This window comes from Spirosoma knui, from assembly GCF_054780635.1.
Genome location: NZ_BAAGVY010000035.1, coordinates 1 through 1209, shown reverse-complemented (window position 1 = coordinate 1209; position 1209 = coordinate 1). Strand labels below are relative to the sequence as shown.

At 46.4% G+C, this 1209-nt stretch carries 2 protein-coding genes; both read right to left on the bottom strand.

Features of this window, described 5'->3' with window-relative positions; genetic code table 11:
* A partial coding sequence (locus tag ACYVIY_RS28605) for an IS3 family transposase (protein ID WP_460980093.1) occupies window positions 1-749 on the bottom strand: 749 nt, incomplete at its 3' end.
* Window positions 750-781: 32 nt separating this feature from the next.
* A complete protein-coding gene (locus ACYVIY_RS28600; RefSeq protein WP_460980091.1) occupies window positions 782-1168 on the bottom strand; it encodes a hypothetical protein in 387 nt (128 codons plus the stop codon).
* Window positions 1169-1209 lie beyond the last annotated feature (41 nt).

Below are 1209 nucleotides of genomic sequence, written 5' to 3'. Positions count from 1 at the left end.
CTTTCAATCGCTCGGCTAACGGCAACGTGAGCCTGTTTAAAACTAGGAAAGCCTCGATTCTGTAACATGTCTTCCTTAATGGTGCGGTTCACTCGCTCAGCTAGTGCATTCTCATAAGGATCTCCGGTCTGGGTCATACTGATTGCTATCTTAGCATGATTTAATAAGCCTATATAGTCTCGACAACAATATTGTACTCCTCGATCTGAGTGATGAATTAGCTCAGCACGCAATTGGCCTTTATTCGTGTGCAAAGCCATTTTCAGGGCGGCTACCGAGCCACTAGCTTGTAACGACTCATCTAGATGCCACCCAACAATTTTGCGAGAGTAAGCATCGGTGATCAGGCTTAGATAACCAAATCCACGGCCAATCAAAATATACGTAATGTCACTGACCCATAGACAATTCGGCGCTTTTACTTGCTTGCCTATGATTAGATTCGGATACTTAAAGTAGTGATGATGAGACCAAGTAGTCTTCACGCGTCTGCTTCTCTTGACAATCAATAACCCATTATTTCTTAGCAAGTTAGCTAACTTATCCCGGCCCATCTTAATGCCATGCTGCTGGCGGAAATCGGTTAGCTGATAGTGTAACACATCCACGCCAATCGAGGGCAAATTCAAACGTAATTGTCGGACTTCAGATAACATCAAAGCCGCCTGTAGGTCCTCTTTATCCTGCCGTTTCTGCTCATCATACCAAGCCTGGCGGCTCTTTCCAAACAGTTCGCAGAGTGTCTGCATACTCACCAAGGGATGGTGGAGTCGTAAATACCTTACCGCCTGGAACCAGACTTTTTTCGAATGGGAATATCAAACTCATTTTCCGCTACCTCGATGACAGCTTGTAGGGCTTGATTCTTTAAGCGCTCCTTTTGCAAAGCGTCTTCGGTTTCGGCCAGCTTCTGCTGTAAGGCCTTAAGGGGGTCAACAACGGGCTTTTTCATCACAAAACGGGGGAAACGGGCGGGCTTGAACCACCAGGTGAGTTGATAGCGCTGGTACGTTCGATTCCACTGTTGAAGTAAGGTACGGGAAATACCAAGTTGGGTCAAGACCTGTGGTTGAGTAACCATCCCTAGGCGTAGGCGCTCAATGATCCGCTGTCGGAATAGAGCCGTTTTGTAATTTTTCCGGTTGTTGGTCAATCGACTCACTGCCATAACTTTACACAGTTGGTGTCAAGCTATTTCAGGGTGCTACA

Excerpts from the sequence above, each read along its gene's own strand:
- ACYVIY_RS28600 (WP_460980091.1), bottom strand. The coding sequence starts at position 1,168 with ATGGCAGTGAGTCGATTGACCAACAACCGGAAAAATTACAAAACGGCT.